The organism is Streptomyces xingningensis (assembly GCF_054957865.1).
The window spans coordinates 30,205-49,110 of the sequence record NZ_JBDJPF010000034.1; the positions used below are offsets into that span (position 1 = coordinate 30,205).

The 18,906-nt window shown below is 71.1% G+C and carries 19 protein-coding genes; 9 read left to right on the forward strand and 10 right to left on the reverse strand.

From position 1 onward, the window contains the following. Window positions 1-12: 12 nt before the first annotated feature. Together ABCR83_RS18930 and ABCR83_RS18935 are read right to left on the reverse strand one after the other, a co-directional pair. Window positions 13-633, reverse strand: a complete 621-nt coding sequence (locus ABCR83_RS18930; protein WP_462696233.1) for a DUF6230 family protein — start codon at window positions 631-633, stop codon at window positions 13-15. 595 nt (window positions 634-1,228) lie between these two features. Further along, window positions 1,229-2,188, reverse strand: a complete 960-nt coding sequence (locus ABCR83_RS18935; protein ID WP_462696234.1) for a tetratricopeptide repeat protein — start codon at window positions 2,186-2,188, stop codon at window positions 1,229-1,231. A gap of 205 nt (window positions 2,189-2,393) precedes the next feature. On the opposite strand from ABCR83_RS18935, the gene ABCR83_RS18940 reads away from it, so the two are divergent. Beyond that, window positions 2,394-3,044: a TetR/AcrR family transcriptional regulator gene (locus ABCR83_RS18940; RefSeq protein WP_462696235.1), complete on the forward strand. Its 651-nt coding sequence runs from the start codon at window positions 2,394-2,396 to the stop codon at window positions 3,042-3,044. A gap of 15 nt (window positions 3,045-3,059) precedes the next feature. Here the strand turns inward: ABCR83_RS18940 and ABCR83_RS18945 are convergent, their stop codons facing one another. From ABCR83_RS18945 to ABCR83_RS18960, 4 genes are all read right to left on the reverse strand, one after another. Further along, entirely contained in the window at window positions 3,060-4,760 is a 1,701-nt protein-coding gene (locus ABCR83_RS18945; RefSeq protein ID WP_462696236.1) for an acyl-CoA mutase large subunit family protein, read from the reverse strand. 128 nt (window positions 4,761-4,888) lie between these two features. After that, window positions 4,889-5,227, reverse strand: a complete 339-nt coding sequence (locus ABCR83_RS18950) for a DUF3817 domain-containing protein (RefSeq protein WP_462696237.1) — start codon at window positions 5,225-5,227, stop codon at window positions 4,889-4,891. A gap of 45 nt (window positions 5,228-5,272) precedes the next feature. Further along, entirely contained in the window at window positions 5,273-5,782 is a 510-nt protein-coding gene (locus ABCR83_RS18955; RefSeq protein ID WP_462696238.1) for a MarR family winged helix-turn-helix transcriptional regulator, read from the reverse strand. 61 nt (window positions 5,783-5,843) lie between these two features. After that, window positions 5,844-7,073 carry an MFS transporter gene (locus ABCR83_RS18960; RefSeq protein ID WP_462696239.1) on the reverse strand — a complete coding sequence of 410 codons (1,230 nt, stop codon included), beginning with the start codon at window positions 7,071-7,073 and terminating at the stop codon, window positions 5,844-5,846. A gap of 215 nt (window positions 7,074-7,288) precedes the next feature. Here ABCR83_RS18960 and ABCR83_RS18965 point away from each other — a divergent pair, with 215 nt between their 5' ends. Both ABCR83_RS18965 and ABCR83_RS18970 read left to right on the forward strand, forming a co-directional pair. Then, window positions 7,289-7,543 carry a type II toxin-antitoxin system Phd/YefM family antitoxin gene (locus ABCR83_RS18965; protein ID WP_462696240.1) on the forward strand — a complete coding sequence of 85 codons (255 nt, stop codon included), beginning with the start codon at window positions 7,289-7,291 and terminating at the stop codon, window positions 7,541-7,543. Beyond that, complete coding sequence (locus ABCR83_RS18970) at window positions 7,540-7,791, forward strand: type II toxin-antitoxin system RelE family toxin (RefSeq protein ID WP_462696241.1); 252 nt, start codon at window positions 7,540-7,542, stop codon at window positions 7,789-7,791. Before ABCR83_RS18965 ends, ABCR83_RS18970 begins: the two co-directional genes overlap by 4 nt. A 90-nt stretch (window positions 7,792-7,881) precedes the next feature. Here ABCR83_RS18970 and ABCR83_RS18975 read toward each other — a convergent pair whose 3' ends face one another. Beyond that, window positions 7,882-8,178, reverse strand: coding sequence for an MTH1187 family thiamine-binding protein (locus ABCR83_RS18975; RefSeq protein ID WP_462696242.1), 297 nt, complete (start codon window positions 8,176-8,178; stop codon window positions 7,882-7,884). Then, window positions 8,175-8,519, reverse strand: coding sequence for a DUF3817 domain-containing protein (locus ABCR83_RS18980; protein ID WP_462696243.1), 345 nt, complete (start codon window positions 8,517-8,519; stop codon window positions 8,175-8,177). The genes ABCR83_RS18975 and ABCR83_RS18980 overlap by 4 nt, the downstream gene beginning before the upstream one ends. A gap of 210 nt (window positions 8,520-8,729) precedes the next feature. On the opposite strand from ABCR83_RS18980, the gene ABCR83_RS18985 reads away from it, so the two are divergent. The 4 genes from ABCR83_RS18985 to ABCR83_RS19000 all read left to right on the forward strand — a co-directional run bounded on the left by ABCR83_RS18985 (window position 8,730) and on the right by ABCR83_RS19000 (window position 11,356). Further along, entirely contained in the window at window positions 8,730-9,368 is a 639-nt protein-coding gene (locus ABCR83_RS18985; RefSeq protein ID WP_462696244.1) for an AIM24 family protein, read from the forward strand. Continuing rightward, the gene (locus ABCR83_RS18990) at window positions 9,368-10,018 is read left to right on the forward strand and encodes an AIM24 family protein (protein ID WP_462696245.1); all 651 of its coding nucleotides are present in this window, start codon (window positions 9,368-9,370) and stop codon (window positions 10,016-10,018) included. The genes ABCR83_RS18985 and ABCR83_RS18990 overlap by 1 nt, the downstream gene beginning before the upstream one ends. Further along, a complete protein-coding gene (locus ABCR83_RS18995; RefSeq protein ID WP_462696246.1) occupies window positions 10,015-10,779 on the forward strand; it encodes an AIM24 family protein in 765 nt (254 codons plus the stop codon). Before ABCR83_RS18990 ends, ABCR83_RS18995 begins: the two co-directional genes overlap by 4 nt. Before the next feature lie 103 nt (window positions 10,780-10,882). Then, window positions 10,883-11,356: a MarR family winged helix-turn-helix transcriptional regulator gene (locus tag ABCR83_RS19000; RefSeq protein WP_462696247.1), complete on the forward strand. Its 474-nt coding sequence runs from the start codon at window positions 10,883-10,885 to the stop codon at window positions 11,354-11,356. A 43-nt stretch (window positions 11,357-11,399) separates the two neighbouring features. Here the strand turns inward: ABCR83_RS19000 and meaB are convergent, their stop codons facing one another. After that, window positions 11,400-12,359 carry a methylmalonyl Co-A mutase-associated GTPase MeaB gene (gene meaB, locus ABCR83_RS19005; RefSeq protein ID WP_462696248.1) on the reverse strand — a complete coding sequence of 320 codons (960 nt, stop codon included), beginning with the start codon at window positions 12,357-12,359 and terminating at the stop codon, window positions 11,400-11,402. Between the two features lie 43 nt (window positions 12,360-12,402). After that, the gene (locus ABCR83_RS19010) at window positions 12,403-13,614 is read right to left on the reverse strand and encodes an acetyl-CoA C-acetyltransferase (protein WP_462696249.1); all 1,212 of its coding nucleotides are present in this window, start codon (window positions 13,612-13,614) and stop codon (window positions 12,403-12,405) included. 146 nt (window positions 13,615-13,760) lie between these two features. Here ABCR83_RS19010 and mce point away from each other — a divergent pair, with 146 nt between their 5' ends. Then, the gene (mce, locus tag ABCR83_RS19015; RefSeq protein ID WP_462696250.1) at window positions 13,761-14,213 is read left to right on the forward strand and encodes a methylmalonyl-CoA epimerase; all 453 of its coding nucleotides are present in this window, start codon (window positions 13,761-13,763) and stop codon (window positions 14,211-14,213) included. 184 nt (window positions 14,214-14,397) lie between these two features. After that, window positions 14,398-18,837: a polarized growth protein Scy gene (gene scy, locus ABCR83_RS19020; protein ID WP_462696271.1), complete on the forward strand. Its 4,440-nt coding sequence runs from the start codon at window positions 14,398-14,400 to the stop codon at window positions 18,835-18,837. Window positions 18,838-18,906: the final 69 nt, after the last annotated feature.

Genomic DNA, 18,906 nt, shown 5'->3' on the forward strand with positions numbered 1-18,906 from the left:
CCGTTCACTGCGTCACTTCACTTCGCACTTCTGGGCACCCAAACTGACGCCCATCTTCAGGTCGGGCAGAGTGAACGTTCCCGCCGAGGTCGCCCACGCCGTCTGCTTGACCTTGCTGAACTCCACCGAATCGGCCTGCTGGGTGAACGAATCGGGCACAACATTGTCACCCGGGTGCTTGCCGGGGCCCTTGGTGATGTGATCCGAAGAGACACCGATGTCGATGTTGTTGAACACGGCGGTCTTGACGTTCATGTCGGTCGCGTCGATGAAAAGCGTGGTCGCCTCGACGTCGGTCCCGCCGTTACCGGCGGTCAGCTTGAGCCCCACATTGCCGAAGGGCGTGGGGATCGTCACCGCCTGGCAGAGGTTCCTGATCTTCGCCTCGTGGAGACCGACCACAGCCACCGGGTTGGGGTTCTTCCCCTTGGGATCGGCCGCACCGTACTGGGTGAAGCCGGTGCCCTTGATGTGGTCCGCCGCGACCTCGAACTGCTGGCCCGACACACTGAACGACGCCGCCAGCGCGCCCTGGGCGATGGCCATGACGACCACACCCGAAGCGGCGACGCTGGGCACCATGACAACGGCGAACCGCTTCCATCTGGTCCCACCGCGAGCCTGGGACTTCATACTTGCCTCCTTCTCGGACGTACACCCCAGGTGCGGGCCGTGGGAGCCCTTGCCTCGGGTGGGAGACGTGCTACGTCCTCGGGAAGAAGAGCGCCGTCGTCGCATGCGGCAGCGTCATGCACAACACCGCGCCCGCACACCGGCGATCACCCCCGAGCGACAACCACTTGGCCACGCCTTTTACGCAACCTCGGGACCAGGCACCGCCCTTGACGACGGAGACCCCCCTGCTCCCTGGACCGGCACAGGCCGCCGGCCCACCCGGTGGGGACCCAACTCCCGCGCGCCGACCGGTGAGGGCGGGCTGACGGTGATGGACCGGGCTGCGCCGATCGTGGTCCATTCCGGAGCAAGGCACAAGAGGTTCATTACTAGCGAGTAACGCACCGATAACCGAAGAGCGTCCGGTATGCATCACCCGGGCACCCGGTGCTTGCGGAGCGTGTCCGGACAGAGCGGAAGGCATACGAAAAACCCGGGCAAACACCCGGGTTTTCGTTACCTGCCGTAGCAACTGCCGCATTTATTAAGATTTGATAAAGGGCAGCCGCTGTTTCGTTTGTTACGGGCGTGAGACCAGATCCCCCACCGGCCGTCAGAACAGCGCGCGCGACAGCGCCGTACGGGCGGCCGTCACTCGCGGATCGTCCGGACCGATGACCTCGAACAGCTCCAGCAGCCGCAGCCGGGCCGCGTCGCGATCCTCACCGGCCGTCCGCCGCACGGCATCCAGCAACCGCCCGAAGGCGTCCTCCACATGCCCGCCGACCAGGTCGAGATCGGCCGCGTCGATCTGCGCCCGCACATCGCCCGGCGCATCGGCCGCCGCCTTGCGGACCTGCTGTGGGTCCATCCCCTGGACGCGCTGCAGGAGTTCGGCCTGGGCGAGGCCCAGCCTGGCCTCCGCATTGCCCGGGTCGTCGGACAGGACGTTCCGGTAGGCCCGCACCGCGCCGCCCAGGTCGCCGTTGTCCAGTGCCTCATGCGCCGCGCTCAGCGCAACGTCATACGGGCTCGCGGGCTGCGCCGGCGGCGGCTGCTCGGCGGCGCCCGCCTCGGCGGGAGCGCCCACAATGCCGAACTGCTTCTCCGCCACCTGGATCAGCTGGTCCAGCACCTGCCGGATCTGCTGCTCGGGCGCGGCCCCTTGGAACAGCGGCAGTGCCTGCCCGGCCACCACCGCGAACACCGCGGGGATGGACTGCACACCGAACTGCTGGAAGAGCAGCTGGTTGGCTTCGACGTCGATCTTGGCCAGCACAAAGCGGCCGGCGTACTCGTCGGCCAGCCGCTCCAGCAGCGGGCTGAGCTGCTTGCAGGGCTCGCACCAGTCGGCCCAGAAGTCGATGACGACCGGCACCTCGGCGGAGCGCTGCAGAACCTCCTGCTCGAAGCCGGCCTCGTCGACGTCATAGACGAGCCGGCCCGCGGTGGGCTGCACCCCCTGGCGCACCGCTTCGGCCCGCGCCTGCTCCGCCTTCTGCTTGGCTTCCCCGGCCGCCTTCACCGCGGCGAGGTCGACCACTCCACTCATGGACATGTTCCGTGGCTGCATGGGTCTATCCTCCCCCCTCCGCGCGGTGAACAGAAAAGTAGCGGTGGCTCGTCCTGACGCCGGGTCCCCACCTGGCGTCCGTGGTTGTCGCTCGCTCTTACGCTACGACTCGTAGCGTAACTGGAACCCCCTGGCTCACGGCGGGGATTTCCCGTGATCTGGCTCATACTCCGGGGGCTGGGCTACTCGGCGGTAAGGTCGCCGCATGAACCGAGCCCATGGCCGCACCGGCCGGCCCCGCAGCGCCGAGGCCGACCGTGCGATCCTCGACGCGACGCGCGCCGCGCTGGTCGAACTCGGCTGGGGGAAGCTGACGCTGGGCGATGTGGCGGCCCGGGCCGGGGTCGCCAAGACCACCCTCTACCGGCGCTGGGCGGGCAAGAGCGAACTCGTCGTGGACGCGGTGGCGGATCTCTTCGACGAGCATCTGGAACTGCCGGACCGGGGCAGCCTGCAGGCCGACATCGAGGGCGTGGTGCTGCAGTTCGCCGCACTGCTGGACCGTCCGGAGACAAAGACCGCCCTGATGGCGGTGGTTGCCGAGTCCACCCGGGACGACGCCCTGCGGGATCGCATCCGCTCGGCCATCGTGGACCGGCAGAAGACGCTGGTGCTGCTGGGCCGCTCCCGGGCCCAGGAGCGCGGAGAGCTGCCCTACGAGCCCGACCCCGCGCTGGCCGCCCGCACCGCGGACCTGATCTTCGACGTGATCGCGGGCGCGGTGGTGCACCGGACGCTGGTCAGCGCGGAGCCGGTGGACACGGAGTGGGCGCGGGGATTCACGGCACTGCTGGTGGGCGGGCTGGGGTCGGGGGGAGCCGACGCCGGGGGGGTGCCCCCGGCGCCCGGCTTATGACGTGTACGCCTTTGCTCAGAACCCCGCGGGCTCCGTGTACGTACCCCACTCCGCGCGGAGCACATCGCAGATCTCGCCCAGGGTGGCCTCCGCGCGCACCGCGTCCAGCATCGGCTCGATCATGTTGGAGCCGTCGCGGGCGGCGGCCAGCATGGCGTCCAGCGAAGTGCGCACCCTCGCGTCGTCGCGCCCGGCCTTGCGCGCGCCGAGCGCCCTGACCTGCTCGCGCTCCACCTCGTGGCTCACCCGCAGGATCTCCAAGTCGCCCGTCACCGAGCCCTCGTGGCAGTTGACGCCGACCACCCGCTTGTCGCCCTTCTCCAGGGACTGCTGGTAGCGGAAGGCGCTCTCGGCGATCTCGCCGGTGAACCAGCCGTCCTCGATGCCGCGCAGAATGCCGGAGGTGATGGGGCCTATGGGGTGGACACCGTCCGGGTGGGCGCGCAGGCCGCGTTCCTTGATCTGCTCGAAGATCTTCTCCGCGTCGGCCTCGATGCGGTCGGTGAGCTGCTCGACGAACCACGAACCGCCCAGCGGATCGGCGACATTGGCGACGCCGGTCTCCTCCATCAGCACCTGCTGGGTGCGCAGGGCGATCTCGGCGGCCTGCTCGCTGGGCAGCGCGAGGGTCTCGTCGAGGGCGTTGGTGTGCAGGGAGTTGGTGCCGCCCAGCACCGCGGCGAGGGCCTCCACGGCGGTGCGCACCACATTGTTGTACGGCTGCTGGGCGGTGAGCGAGACCCCGGCGGTCTGGGTGTGGAAGCGCAGCCACTGGGCCTTGTCCGTCCGGGCGCCGTAGACCTCCTTCATCCAGCGGGCCCAAATGCGGCGCGCCGCACGGAACTTGGCGATCTCCTCGAAGAAGTCCACATGGGCGTCGAAGAAGAAGGACAGGCCGGGGGCGAAGACATCGACGTCCAGGCCGCGGGAGAGGCCGAGTTCGACATAGCCGAAGCCGTCGGCGAGGGTGTAGGCCAGCTCCTGCGCGGCCGTCGCCCCCGCCTCGCGGATGTGGTAGCCGGAGACGGAGAGGGGCTTGTAGGCCGGGATGCCGGAGGCGCAGTGCTCCATCAGGTCGCCGATCAGGCGCAGATGGGGCTCGGGCTGGAAGAGCCACTCCTTCTGCGCGATGTACTCCTTGAAGATGTCGGTCTGCAGTGTGCCGTTGAGGATGCCGGGGTCCACACCCTGCCGCTCGGCGGCGACCAGGTACATGCAGAAGACGGGGACGGCCGGGCCGCTGATCGTCATCGAGGTGGTGACGTCGCCGAGCGGGATGTCCTTGAAGAGGACCTCCATGTCGGCGGCGGAGTCGATGGCCACCCCGCAGTGACCGACCTCGCCGAGCGAGCGGGGGTCGTCGGAGTCGCGGCCCATCAGGGTCGGCATGTCGAAGGCGACCGAGAGGCCGCCGCCGCCCGCGGCCAGGATCATCTTGTAGCGCTCATTGGTCTGCTCGGCGTTGCCGAAACCGGCGAACTGGCGGATGGTCCAGGTCCGGCCGCGGTAGCCGGTCGGATGGAGGCCCCGGGTGAAGGGGTACTCGCCAGGCCAGCCGATCCGCTCGAAGCCCTGGTAGCTGTCGCCCGGGCGCGGGCCGTAGACCGGGTCGACCGGGTCGCCGGAGAGCGTACTGAAGTCGGCGTCGCGCTTGCGGGCCGCGTCGAACCGGGCCTGCCAGCGGTTGCGTCCCGCCTCGATGGCTGCTGCGTCCATGGTGGTGCCGTCCGCCTCTCCGCGCCCCGCGCGACTCAATTTTACTAGGACGTCCTAGTAAATGGTCGCGCAAGTGTGCCCCGAGCACAAGGGGTGCCCGGGGCGGTGTTGCCGACTGCTGCCGTCGGTCAGGCCTTCGCGGGGGCGGCCGCCTGCTCGGCGAACAGCGGCTCCAGCTCGCGGGAGACCCTGCGCTCGACGATGAAGGCGGCGGTCGGAATGGTGCCGGCCACCAGCACCCAGGCCAGCTTTCCGAACGGCCACTTGGCCTTGGAGCCCAGGTCGAAGGCGAGGACCAGGTAGAGCACGAAGAGCCAGCCGTGCGCGATGGCGACGACCTGGACCAGACCGGCGACGCCGTCCATGTCCAGCCCGTACTTGGCGATGACACCGATCGTGAGGAGGATCAGCAGCACACCGGTGGTGTAGGCCAGCGCGCGGTAGCGGGTCAGCACGGAACGCTTCATGCCCACGAGCGTAACGGTAGGTTCCGGGGTGATCTTCGCCGCCCCTCACTCCGTTTCGAAGTCGTTCGCGGCGACTCGCAGCGGGCGCAGCAGCTCGAAGATCCGCCCGCAGTCCTCGGCGTCGTACACGCCCAGCCCGAAGTCCATCGCCATCAGATCGCGGGTGGCCGCCTCGACGACCTCGCGGCCCTTCTCCGTGATCGAGGCCAGCGTGCCGCGCCCGTCCTTGGGGTTGGGGCGCTTGTCCACCAGGCCGCCCCTGACCAGGCGGTCGACGGTGTTGGTGACCGAGGTGGGGTGGACCATCAGCCGCTCGCCGATCTTTGACATCGGCAGCTCACCGGCCTTGGAGAAGGTGAGCAGCACCAGCGCCTCATAGCGGGCGAACGTCAGCCCATAGGGCTTGACGACCGCGTCGACCTGACCGAGCAGGATCTGCTGGGCGCGCATGATCGAGGTGATCGCGCCCATGGAGGGCACCGAACCCCAGCGCTGCTTCCACAGTTCGTCGGCGCGGGCGATGGGATCGAAGGGGAGGCTGAGCGGCTTGGACACGGTATGAGCGTACCGGGCGGCCGGATGGCGGTCGGTGGCGTCTCGGACTCCGGACCGATGCCTATCGGTCGCCCCGCGGTGCCGAGCCGACGACCAGCCGGATGACGAACCCCACGGCGGCCGCCCCGATCGCTCCCGCTGCGGCGATCACCTGGTGCGGGGGCAGGAACTCGGCCGCCGCGCCCGCGAGGGCCATGCCCAGGCCCTGGATGGTCATCATGCCCGCCGTCTGGAGCGTCATCGCCCGGCCGCGCAGCTCCTCGGGCACCGAGGCGATGAACCACCGGTCCGCGCCCAGGGTGTGCACATTCGCCGCACCGGCCAGTACCAGGGCGGGGATGGCCCAGCCCAGCGGGGGGTGGCACAGGTAGATCAGATACGGCAGCAGCACCACGGCCACCGTCGGCAGGGCGATCCGCTCCCGGGTGCGCGGGGTCAGCAGCGAACCGCCCAGTGCCTCGCCGGCGATGGTGCCGATGGGCAGCGAGCACATCAGCAGCCCGAGGCCCACCGGACCGGCGCCGATGGAGTCCGCGTACGGGGCGGCCAGGGCCTCCGGCGCGACCAGGAAGAAGGAGGGCACCCAGGCGAGCAGCAGCAGGGCCCGTATTCGCCGGTCGGCGAGCAGCCGCCGGGTGCCGGACAGCGAGGACTTCAGCAGCGTGCCGCCCTCCTCCGCACGCCCCGGGCGCCGCCGGGTGCCGAAGCGCAGCAGCAGTGCCGAGGTCAGGAATCCGGCGACGGTGACGCCGAGGGCGGCGCGCGGCGATATCACCGTCAGCAGCACTCCGGCCGCCGCGAATCCGGTGAGCTGGGCGCCCTGTGAGACGAGGCGCAGCAGCGAGCGGCCCAGGACGAACCGGTCGCCCTCGCCGAGGATGTCCCCCAGGGTGGCCGCCCTGGTTCCGCTGAAGACGGGTGAGATGACGGCGTTCAGGCAGCGCAGCACGAACAGCGCGGCCACCGGGGTGGCCGGCAGCGCCATGGCCAACGCGCTTGCGGCGCACAGCAGATCGCAGGTCACCAGCACCCGCCGGGCGGGCATCCGGTCGGTGATCGAGGAGAGCAGCACCCCGCCGATCAGGTAGGGGAGAAAGCCGAGTGCGAAGGTCAGCGCGGTCAGCAGCGGCGATCCGGTCAGCCGGTAGACGAGCACGGACAGGGCGAGTTCGGCGACGACCACGCCGAGCAGGGACAGTGCGTGCGCGGCGAAGACGGCCCGGAATTCGCGGACGGCGAAGACGGCCCGGTAGCCGATTCTGCCGGTGGTGGGTGCGGTGGTGGCGGACATGAGCGCAGCGTGCCGGGTGGCGGGTGATCGCTCTAGTGATTTTCATCTGCGGTTCGGAGCCGAGGACTTGCTGCGCTGCCGGTTCACGGTCTCACCGCTGTGGGAGACGCTGCGGGCCGTCCGAACGCCGACCAAGCCTGAAGGGTGGCCACCGGATCTCGGCGTCTCGCAATTTCAGGCCTCACCAGAGAGGCGTGAAGTGTACAGTTCCTCACATGAGTGACACGCTGCCCATCACCGAGGCCCGCGCTCGCTTCGGTTCTCTGGTCCGCCGGGCCTCACACGCCCGCGAGCGCATCACGATCACGGATCACGGCCAACCTGCTGCAGTGCTCATCAACCCTCAAGAACTGGCCGATATCGAGGACGCATTGGCCGTGGCCCAGTACCGGGAACGCCAAGCCGCCGGCACGGTGGTCGGGGTACCGCATGACGAAGTCCGTGCGCTGCTCGGCCTGGAGCGTGAGTGAGCTACAAGATCATCTGGGACGACCCCGCGATCAATGCGGCGGCTCGTTTCCTCAAGGATGACCCTGACGGTCTGCGTCAGCTCTTTGCCGCTGTCGATCTCCTGGCAGACAACCCCCGCCCGGAGGGGACCTTCGCCTACGGCTCACCCGACCTGCGGCGCATGCACGTTGGCCGGTACCGGGTCATCTACGAGATCACCGACTCCACGGTCACCATCGTGATCGCCCATACAGGCCGCATCGGCTGAGCGGCGTAACCGGCAATGCCCGGTCCGCGCTCGCCGACACGCGAGTCCGGACCGGGCGGTCTTCATCCGAATGCGGCGGCCGAAGGGCGCTCAGCCCTCGGCGAGGTGCCGTTCGACGGTGGCCACCTTGGTGGTCAGCCCGTCCGTGACACCCGGCCGGATGTCGGCCTTGAGGACCAGTGACACCCGGCCGCAGCGGGCTTCCACGGCGGCCACCGCGCGCTTGACCACGTCCATCACCTCGTCCCACTCGCCCTCGAGGGAGGTGAACATCGCGTCCGTGCGGTTGGGCAGACCGGATTCGCGGACCACCCGCACCGCGGCGGCCACATACTCGCCGACGTCCTCGCCGGCGCCGATCGGGGTGACCGAGAAGGCGACGATCATGCGTTCACCACGCCTTCCTTGCGGGCGCGGGCGGCGATGACGCTCGCCTCGGCCTCCCGGCGCAGCATCCGGTCGGCGAAGAAGCCGCCGGTGGGCAGGACCGAGAGGAAGAGGTAGAGGGCGGCGGTCTTGAGGGGCCACTTGGTGCGGTTCCAGGCATCGGCCAGGAAGACCACATAGAAGATGAAGAGGATGCCGTGCACCCAGCCCATGACCGGTACGGCGTTGAACGAGGTCGTGTTCTTCAGCACGATGCACACGATCAGCAGCAGCCAGGAGACGGCCTCCGGGGAGGAGACCAGTCGGAGCCGGCGCAGGGCGGAGGCGGTCTTGAGGTCCACGGGGCAACCTTCGGGTCGGGGGCGGGTGGCCGGGCGGTCACGGCTTGTGACCGCATTCACAAGTTTTCCCATTGTCGCAGCCGGGCTGTCGATCAGCGGATCCGGGTCCACCCGGAGGGCGGCGGCAGGGCCCGGACCAGGGTCGGACCAGGGATCGGTCCGGGTCGTTGGACCTGTTGGACGGGTGCGAAGGCCAGCTAGCGTCGGGGCGTGGCACAGTTTCGGCTCCAAGGGAGCAAAATCCTCGCCGTCGACATGGCGGGTGACGCGGTCAAGGCCAAGAACGGCGCCATGGTCGCGTACGAGGGGGAGATGACGTTCAAGAAGATGACCGGTGGCGGTGATGGCCTGCGCGGCATGGTCACCCGCCGGCTCACCGGCGAGCAGATGGCGGTCATGGAGGTGAAGGGCACGGGCACCTGCTATTTCGCCGACCGGGCGAGCGAGATCAATCTGGTGACGCTGCACGGCGAGACCTTGCATGTGGAGGCGAGCAATCTGCTGTGCACGGACGCTTCGCTGCGCACCGGCACCACCTTCACCGGGCTGCGCGGCGCCGCTCAGGGCAACGGCCTGTTCACCACGACGGTGGAGGGTTCCGGGCAGGCGGCGATCCTGTCGGAGGGCACGGCGGTGGTGCTGCGGGTGACGCCGCAGCTGCCGCTCCAGGTGGATCCCGGTGCATACATAGCCCACACCGGCCGCCTCAAGCAGCACTTCCAGACGGGTGTGAACTTCCGCACGGTGATCGGGGAGGGTTCGGGCGAGTCCTTCCAGATCCGCTTCGAGGGCGAGGGGCTGGTGTATGTGCAGCCCAGCGAGCGGGACACCTTCGGGGGTGAGCTCTGATGTCCTTCCGGTTGCTGAACCCGCGGATGGTGGAGGCCCAAGTGCGGCCCGGGCAGCGGCTTTTCAGCCAGCGCGGGGCGATGCTCGCCTACCGGGGGGACGTCTCCTTCACTCCCAGCATCACCGGTGGCCAGGGCGGGGTGATGGGGATGATCGGCCGCCGGGTCGCCAATGAGGCGACGCCGTTGATGACCGTGGAGGGCGAGGGCACGGTGATGTTCGGCCATGGCGGCCATCACGTCCATGTAATGGAACTGACCGGGGACACGCTGTATGTGGAGGCGGACCGGCTGCTGGCCTTCGACGGCTCCCTGCAGCAGGGCACGATGTTCATGGGATCCCAAGGGGGGGTGATGGGAGTGGTGCGCGGTCAGATGACCGGGCAGGGTCTGTTCACCACGACCCTCAAGGGTCATGGCGCGGTGGCGGTGCTGGCGCACGGTGGCTTCATCGAGCTGCCGATCACCCCGCAGCGGCCGGTGCACGTCGACCCGCAGGCCTATGTGGCGCACCGCGGCGAGGTGCGCAACAGGCTGTCGGCCGCGATCGGTTGGCGCGAGCTGGTCGGCCGGGGCTCGGGCGAGGCGTTCCGGCTGGAGCTGTCGGGCAGTGGCACGGTCTGTGTCCAGGCGTCGGAGGAGAAGTTGTGAACGGTCCGGTGATCCATGATGCGGCCACGCTCCCGGTCAACGACAACGTCAACCCCTATGCGTTCAGCGTGGATCTCGACGGCCGGTGGTTTCTGCAGAAGGGGAAGATGGTCGCCTATTACGGACGCATCGACTTCCATGGCATAGGGCACGGCCCGCTGGACCACCTGATAGCCACCAGCTTCCACACTCCGCTGCACGCCTCGGACTGGGTGGTGGCGGAGGGCCGGGGCAAGATGCTGCTCGCGGACCGGGCGTTCGACGTCAACTCCTATGACCTCGAGGACGGCAATCTGACCGTGCGTTCGGGCAATCTGCTGGCCTTCGAGCCCTCGCTCTCGCTGAAGCAGTCGATCGTCCCGGGGTTTCTGACGCTGATCGGCACCGGCACGTTCGTGGCCGCCTCCAACGGTCCCGTGGTCTTTGCCGAGCCGCCCATCCGGGTGGACCCCCAGGCGCTGGTGGGGTGGGCCGACTGCCCGTCGCCCTGCCATCACTACGACCACCGGTATCTGCGCGGAGTGCTGGGCGGGATCCGGGCGGTCACCGGTTTCGGCGGGACGTCGGGTGAGGAGCACCAATTTGAGTTCGTCGGCGCCGGCACGGTGCTGCTGCAGTCCACCGAGCAGTTGATGGAGGAGCGGGCGACGGGCGCTCCCTCGGGCGAAGCGGGCGTTCCCGGCGCCGGCCCTCCGCAGCAGCCATCGGGGCCCCGGCTCCCGGGCCAGCTCGGGGACCTCCAGCGCCGCTTCGGGCTGTGAGCGGTACCCTCCATAGGGTGACGTCGAACGCATGAACCCTCGTTCCGGCCACCCCCCGACCCTCATTTGTTCAGAATTCAACTTTCTTAGGTAGAATCCCTTTATGGACACCGAGAACGGCACACGCTGGCTCAGCGGCGAGGAACAGCGGACCTGGCGAACCCACCTGGAGGTCAGCAGGCTGCTGATGCACCAGCTCGAACGGGATCTCCAGCCGTTCGGCCTCACCAACAACGACTACGAGATCCTGGTCAATCTCTCCGAGTCGCCGGACCACCGGATGCGGATGAGTGACCTCGCGACCGCGACCCTGCAGTCCAAGAGCCGCCTCTCGCACCAGATCACCCGCATGGAGAGCGCCGGGCTGGTGCGGCGCGAGAATTGCGAGTCCGACCGCCGCGGCCTGTTCGCCGTCCTCACCGAGCAGGGCTGGGAGACGATGCGCAAGGTCGCGCCCCACCATGTCGCCTCGGTGCGCGAGCACTTCATCGATCTGCTGTCGACCGAGGAACTGACGGCCCTGCAGGGGTCGTTGGCGCCGGTGGCCAAGCATCTGCGGGCCACCCGGAAGGGGTAGGCCGTGCGGGAGCGGGAGTTGAGCCCAGGGCCCGGCTCCCGCCTCAGCGGCCCTCGGTGAGGCCCTCGATGAGTTCGTCCGCGGCCGTGTAGGGGTCCAGCTCGCCGCGCACCACGCGCTCGGCGAGCGCGGCCACATGGCGGTCGCCGCTCAGGTCGCCGATGCGGGCGCGGAGCGCCGTCACGGCGATCGTCTCGATCTCGTGCGCCGCGCGCGCCGCACGGCGCTCGGCGAGGGCTCCGCGCTCCTCCATCCAGGCCCGGTGCTTCTCCAGGGCCTCGACCACCTCGTCGATGCCCTTGCCGCGGGCGGCGACCGTCTTGACGATCGGCGGGCGCCAGTCGCCGGGTGCGCGGGCCTCGCCCAGGCCGAGCATGTGGTTCAGCTCGCGGGCGGTGGCGTCCGCACCGTCCCGGTCCGCCTTGTTGACCACATAGACATCACCGATCTCCAGGATCCCGGCCTTGGCCGCCTGGATGCCGTCCCCCATGCCGGGGGCCAGCAGCACCACCGAGGTGTCGGCCTCCGAGGCGATCTCCACCTCCGACTGCCCCACCCCCACCGTCTCCACCAGCACCACATCGCAGCCGGCCGCGTCCAGCACCCGGATCGCCTGGGGCGCGGCCCAGGCCAGGCCGCCCAGGTGACCGCGGGTGGCCATGGAACGGATGTAGACGCCGGGGTCGGAGGCGTGCTCCGACATCCGCACCCGGTCGCCGAGCAGCGCACCGCCGGAGAACGGCGAGGAGGGGTCCACGGCCAGCACCCCGACCCGCTTGCCCATCCGCCGGTAGGCCGTCACCAGCCCCGAGGTGGAGGTCGACTTGCCGACCCCGGGCGAGCCCGTCAGCCCCACCACATAGGCATGGCCGGACAGCGGGGCCAGCGCCGCCATCACCTCGCGCAGCTGTGGGGACGCCCCCTCCACCAGCGAGATCAGCCGGGCCACGGCCCGCGGCCGACCCGCCCGCGCCTGTTCCACCAGTGTGGGGACGTCCGTCATGAGCCCTCCGCTCCGCCCTGCCGCCGCCGGATGATCTATCGGGTCACTTGCCGGGTACCCGGATGATCAGCGCATCGCCCTGGCCGCCACCGCCGCACAGCGCGGCCGCGCCGATCCCGCCGCCGCGCCGCTTGAGCTCCAGCGCGAGATGCAGCACGGTACGCGCACCGGACATGCCGATCGGATGGCCCAGCGCGATGGCACCGCCGTTGACGTTCACCTTTTCCGGGGATACGCCCAGATCCTTCATTGACTGCACCAGAACGGCCGCGAACGCCTCATTGATCTCGATCAGATCGAGGTCCCCGACGGTGAGCCCCTCCTTGCGCAGCGCGTCCTTTATGGCGTTGGACGGCTGCGAGTGGAGGGAGTTGTCGGGCCCGGCCACATTGCCGTGCGCACCGATCTCGGCGATCCACTCCAGGCCCAGCTCCTCGGCCTTGGCCTTGCTCATCACCACCACCGCGGCGGCGCCGTCGGAGATCTGCGAGGAGGTGCCCGCCGTGATGGTGCCGTCCTTGGTGAACGAGGGCCGCAGCTTGGCCAGCGCCTCCACGGTGGTTTCCGGCCGGATGCCCTCGTCCTTGCTGAAGATCACCGGCTCGCCCTTGCGCTGCGGGATCTCCACGGGGGTGATCTCGGCCTCGAAGAGGCCGTTCTTCTGCGCGGCGGCGGCCCGCTGGTGGGAGCGCGCGCCGATCTCGTCCTGCTCGGGGCGGCGGATGCCCAGGCGCGTGTTGTGCTTCTCGGTGGACTCGCCCATGGCGATGTTCTCGAACGGGTCCGTCAGCCCGTCGTGCGCCATCGCGTCGAGCATCTCGATCGCGCCGTACTTGTGGCCCTCGCGGGACTTGGGCAGCAGATGCGGGGCGTTGGTCATCGACTCCTGGCCGCCGGCCACCACGATGTCGAACTCCCCCACGCGGATGAGCTGGTCGGCCAGCGCGATGGCGTCGAGCCCGGACAGGCACACCTTGTTGACGGTCAGCGCGGGCACGCTCATCGGGATGCCACCGTGCACTGCGGCCTGGCGGGCCGGGATCTGCCCGGTGCCGGCCTGCAGCACCTGGCCCATGATCACGTACTGCACCTGGTCGCCCCCGATGCCCGCCCGGTCGAGCGCGGCCTTGATGGCCACGCCGCCCAGTTCGGCCGCGGAGAACGACCGCAGCGAGCCGAGGAGACGGCCCATGGGCGTCCGCGCGCCGGCGACGATCACGGAGGTGTTGCCGGTCGAACCGTTCGTACCAGACATGAACGCGGCTCCTTCAGGCGGATTCCAAGCGGATGGAGTTAACGGTGGTTTCGTCAATGTACTGAGCGGTACGCCACCGGTCACCGGGCGGAAGGTGTGATCGCGCGCACGTTGCGTAACCGGTCGCACGGCGGTGCACTGGTTCCATGCTGACGCGCATCGACCACATCGGGATCGCCTGCTTCGATCTCGACCAGACCGTCGACTTCTACCGTGCCACGTACGGCTTCGAGGTGTTCCACACCGAGGTCAACGAGGAACAGGGCGTACGCGAGGCCATGCTGAAGATCAACGAGACGTCGGACGGCGGCGCCTCCTACCTCCAGCTCCTGGAGCCCACCCGGGAGGACTCCGCCGTCGGCAAGTGGCTCGCCAAGAACGGCGAGGGCGTTCACCACATCGCGTTCGGCACCGCCGATGTGGACGGCGACGCGGAGGACATCCGGACCAAAGGGGTGCGGGTGCTCTACGACCGGCCGCGCACCGGCTCCATGGGCTCCCGCATCACCTTCCTGCACCCCAAGGACTGCCATGGGGTGCTGACGGAACTCGTCACCTCCGCGGCCACCTCGGCGCCCCGCCCGGCCGAGGAGCACTGACCCACACCTTCCCCGGCCGGTAGAGTGCAGGTTCGGCCGGGGTGCGGGTGGGGCCCGGCCCAGGCTGTGCCGATGATCTGACACCATTTCTTCGGAAGGGCGGGCTCCGGGTTCCACCACCGTGCAGGACGGGGGCAGGACGGGGCCGGCCGCCGACGCGACCAGGGGACGGATGGACCGCGCTGTGCGGGGCTACGAGCGCCAGGAGAGTCAACGGGCGGAGGCCGACACCCTCTCGATGTTCGAGGCCGAGATGGAGCGGCTGAAGACCGAGCGGGAGAAGGCGGTCCAGCACGCCGACGACCTCGGCTACCAGGTCGAGGTGTTGCGCGCCAAGCTCCATGAGGCGCGCCGCAACCTCGCGCACCGTCCTGCCTATGACTCGTCCGGCATCGACTACCAGGCCGAGCAACTGCTGCGCAGCGCGCAGATCCAGGCCGAGCAGCTGCGCACGGACGCCGAGCGCGAGCTGCGCGAGGCCCGCGCCCAGACCCAGCGGCTGCTCCAGGAGCAGGCCGAGCGGCAGGCCCGGCTGGAGGCCGAGCTGCACGCCGAGGCCGTGGCCCGTCGCCAGCGGCTGGACGAGGAGCTCAACGAGCGCCGCCAGACCGTCGAATCGCATGTCAACGAGAACGTCGCCTGGGCCGAACAGCTGCGTTCCCGTACCGAGTCCCAGGCCCGCAGGCTGCTGGAGGAGTCGCGGACCGAGGTCGAGCAGGCGCTCGCCGCGGCCCGCGCCGAGGCGCAGCGGCTGACCGAGCAGGCCCACAGCCGGCTGAGCGTGGCCGCCGAGGAGGCGCGCGGCGAAGCCGAAGCGATCCTGCGCCGGGCGCGCACGGACGCCGAGCGGCTGCTGACCGCCGCCTCCGCGCAGGCCCAGGAGGCCACCGACCACGCCGAGCAGCTGCGTTCGGCCACCAGCGCGGAGTCCGACCAGGCCCGTACCACCTCCGCCGAGCTGACCCGGGCCGCCGAGGCGCGGATGCAGGAGGCCGAGACGGCGCTGCGCGAGGCGCGGGCCGGGGCGGAGAAGCTGCTCGCCGAGGCGAAGGAGGCCGCCGCCACGCGGCTGACGGACGCCGAGTCGGACAACGAGCAGCGCACCCGCACCGCCCGGGCGGAGATCGCCCGGCTGGTGGGCGAGGCCACCAAGGACGCCGAGGCGCTGCGAGCCGAGGCGGAGCAGCTGCGGGCGGACGCGGCGGCGGCGGCGGAACGGCTGCTGGCCGAGGCGGCGGAGAAGGCGCGCAACGCCGTCGCCGAGGATTCGGCGGCGCAGCTCGCCAAGGCGGCGCGGACCGCGGAGGAGGTGCTGACCAGGGCGTCCGAGGATGCCCAGGCCACCACCAAGGCGGCGGCCGCGGAGGCCGAGCGGATCCGCCGGGAGGCGGAGGCGGAGGCCGAGCGGCTGCGGGAGCAGGCGGCGGACACCGCCGAGCAGCTCAAGGGCGCGGCGAAGGACGACACCAAGGAGTACCGGGCCAAGACCGTCGAGCTCCAGGAGGAGGCGCGGCGGCTGCGCGGCGAGGCCGAGCAGCTGCGGGCCGAGGCCGTGGCGGAGGGCGAGCGGATCCGGTCCGAGGCCCGCCGGGAGGCGCTGCAGCAGATCGAGGGGGCAGCCGGCACCGCGGAGGAGCTGCTGGTCAAGGCCAAGGCGAGCGCCGAGGAGACCCGGAGGGGCGCGAGCGCCGAGAGCGAGCGGGTGCGCACCGAGGCGGCCGAGCGCTCGGCGACGCTGCGCAAGCAGGCCGAGGAGGCGCTGGCGCGGGCGCGGGCCGAGGCCGAGGAGATGGCCGAGGAGGCCGAGGACCACGCCGAGCGCGTCCGGGCGGAGGCCGCGGAGGCCGCGGCCCGGCTGCGCGAGGAGGCCGAGCGGGCCGCCGAGGCGCGGCGCACGGAGGCCGCCGAGGAGCTGGCGCGGCTGCACACCGAGGCCGAACAGCGGGTGGAGGCCGCCGAGTCGGCGCTGCGGGACGCCCGGAGCGAGGCGGAGCGGCTGCGCCGGGAGACGGCGGAGGAGACGGAGCGGCTGCGCGCGGAGTCCGCGGAGCGGGTGCGCACGCTGACCGGGCAGGCGGAGGCGGAGGCGGAGCGGCTGCGCGCCGAGGCGGCCGCCGATGTGTCCGCCGCCCGGTCCGAGGGCGAGGCGGCCGCGGTGCGGCTGCGTACCGAGGCGCAGGAGGAGGCGGAGCGGCTGCGCGGCGAGGCGCAGGAGACGGCCGACCGGGTGCGGGCCGAGGCCAACGCGGCCGCCGAGCGGACCGCCGCCGAGGCCGTCGAGGCGTTGGCGGCGGCGCAGGAGGAGGCGGCGCGGCGGCGCCGGGAGGCCGAGGAGCTGCTGGGCGACGCGCGTTCCCAGGCGCAGGCGGAGCGCGAGGCGGCGCAGGAGCAGAGCGAGGAGCTGCTGGCCGCGGCGCGCACCCGGGTCGCCGAGGCGCAGCAGGAGGCGCAGCGGCTGGCGGAGGAGGCGGAGCAGCGGGCCACCGAGCTGGTGTCCGCCGCCGAGCAGACCGCCCAGCAGGTGCGGGAGTCGGTCGCGGGGCTGCATGAGCAGGCCGAGGAGGAGATCGCCGGGCTGCGTTCGGCCGCGGAGCACAGTGCCGGACGGACCGTCACCGAGGCGCAGGAGGAGGCGGACCGGGTTCGCGCGGAGGCCTATGCCGAGCGCGAGCGGGCCGGGGAGGAGGCGGCGCGGATCCGGGCCGAGGCGCAGGCGGCCTCGGCGGCGGCGCAGGAGCTGGCCGAGCGTACGGTCACGGATGCCATCGCCGAGGGCCAGAGCGTGGCGGAGGAGGCCGCCCGCATCCTGGAGGAGGCGCGTACGGCGGCCAACTCCCGTCGTACGGAGGCCGCGCGGCAGGCCGATGAGCTGGTCGCCGAGGGCACCGCGGAGGGCGAGCGGCTGCGCGCCGAGGCCTCGCGGACGCTGGAGGAGGCGATCGAGGCCGCCGAGGCGGAGCGGGCCGAGGCCAGGGCCGAGGCGGCGCGGCTGGTGGCCGAGGCGGCCCGCACGGTGGACGAGGCGCGGGACGTCGCCGACGCCCATCGGGTGGAGTCGGCGCAGCAGGCGGACGAGCTGCTGGCCAAGGCGACCGCGGAGGCGGAGCGGCTGGTGTCGGACGCGTCCGCGAAGTCGCGGCAGTTGCGTACCGACGCCTCCGATGCACTGGCCTCGGCGGAGCAGGATGCGGCGCGGGCCCGCGCGGAGGCGCGCGAGGACGCCAACAAGATGCGGGCCGACGGCCATGCCGAGGCCGAACGGATCGTCAATGAGGCGGCCGAGCTGACGACTTCGGCGCAGGGCGACGCCGAGCGGATCGTGGACGAGGCGCGGGAGCGGGCGAACGCCCGCCGGGCGGAGGCCGCCCAGCAGGCGGACGAGCTGATTGCCGAGGCGACCGGCGAGGGCGAGCGGCTGCGGGCCCAGGCGGCCCGCACCCTGGAGGAGGCCCGGGAGGCGGCGGGGGCCCACCGGGCCGAGGCGGTCGCGGAGGCCGAGCGGGTGCTGGCGGACGCCGCCGCGGCGGCGGAGCGGCTGCGGGCGGACGCGGCCGAGGCGCTGGAGGGCGCGCGCCGGCAGGCGGAGCGGATGGCGGACGAGGCGCGGGAGGCGGCCAACTCCCGCCGGGCGGAGGCCGCCCAGCAGGCGGACGAGCTGATTGCCGAGGCGACCGCGGAGGCGGAGCGGATGGCCACCGAGGCCGCCGCGGCGCTGGCGGCCGCCCAGGAGAACGCCAACAGCACGCGGGCCGACTCCGCGAAGCTCAAGGCCGATGCGGTGCTGGAGGCGGAGCGGCTGCGGGCCGAGGCCCGGGCCGAGGGCGAGCAGGTGGTCGACGAGGCGCGGGAGGCGGCCGCCAGGCGGCGGGCGGAGGCGGCCGAGCAGGCGGACGCGCTGGTCGCCAAGGCACAGGAGGAGGCCGTGCGGTCGGCGGCCGCGGCCGAGGAGCAGGCCGATGCCATGGTGGGCGCGGCGCGCCGGGAGGCGGAGCGCCTCGTCAACGAGGCCACCGGCGAGGGCAATGGGCTGGTGGAGCGGGCCCGGGCGGATGCCAACTCGCTGCTGTCGGAGGCGCGTGGGGATGCCACGGCCATAAGGGAGCGGGCGGACGAGCTGCGCTCCCGGGTGGAGGGCGAGGTCGAGGAGCTGCACGAGCGGGCCCGCCGGGAGGCGGCCGAGGCGATGCAGTCGGCGGGCGAGCGCTGCGACAAGCTGGTGGCCGCGGCGACCGAGCAGCTGGCCGACGCGGAGGCGAAGGCCAAGCAGTTGCTGTCGGATGCGAGTGGCGAGGCGAGCAAGGTCCGGATCGCCGCGGTGAAGAAGGCGGAGGGGTTGCTGAAGGAGGCGGAGCAGAAGAAGGCCGCCGCCGTACGCGACGCGGAGCGCCTGCGCACCGAGGCGACGGAGGAGGCCGAGCAGCTTGTCGACGGCGGCAGGCGGGAGTTGGAGGCGCTGGTCCGGCGCCGCGAGGACATCAACGCGGAGATTTCCCGTGTCCAGGACGTGTTGGAGGCGTTGGAATCATTTGAGTCCCCCGGGGCAGGCGGCTCCAAAGAGGGCGGGGTGAAGGCGGGAGCTGGTGCCGGCTCAACTCGATCGGGTGGTAAGCAGTCCCAGAAGTAGCCACTCAATCGAGGGGACATTTTCCAGATCCCCCCACCAATTACAACCATCTGCTCGATGACACGCCGC